Source organism: Vibrio olivae, from assembly GCF_042428525.1.
In the GTDB taxonomy this organism is placed as follows: domain Bacteria; phylum Pseudomonadota; class Gammaproteobacteria; order Enterobacterales; family Vibrionaceae; genus Vibrio; species Vibrio olivae.
The window spans coordinates 1-556 of sequence record NZ_JBHMEP010000149.1; the positions used below are offsets into that span (position 1 = coordinate 1).

At 57.4% G+C, this 556-nt stretch carries 1 rRNA gene; it reads left to right on the plus strand.

The annotated features are described in order from the left end of the window. Positions 1 to 556, plus strand: a 16S ribosomal RNA gene (locus ACFFUV_RS23985); the annotation flags it as partial.

Consider the following 556-nt stretch of genomic DNA (forward strand, 5'->3'; position numbering starts at 1 on the left):
CGGGGGCCCGCACAAGCGGAGGAACATGTGGTTTAATTCGATGATACGCGAGGAACCTTACCCGGGTTTGAACGCATTCGGACCGAGGTGGAAACACCTTTTCTAGCAATAGCCGTTTGCGAGGTGCTGCATGGTTGTCGTCAGCTCGTGCCGTGAGGTGTCGGCTTAAGTGCCATAACGAGCGCAACCCTTGCCACTAGTTACTAACAGGTAAAGCTGAGGACTCTGGTGGGACTGCCAGCGTAAGCTGCGAGGAAGGCGGGGATGACGTCAAATCAGCACGGCCCTTACATCCGGGGCGACACACGTGTTACAATGGCGTGGACAAAGGGAAGCCACCTGGCGACAGGGAGCGAATCCCCAAACCACGTCTCAGTTCGGATTGGAGTCTGCAACCCGACTCCATGAAGCTGGATTCGCTAGTAATCGCGCATCAGCCATGGCGCGGTGAATACGTTCCCGGGCCTTGTACACACCGCCCGTCAAGCCATGGGAGCCGGGGGTACCTGAAGTCCGTAACCGAAAGGATCGGCCTAGGGTAAAACTGGTGACTGGG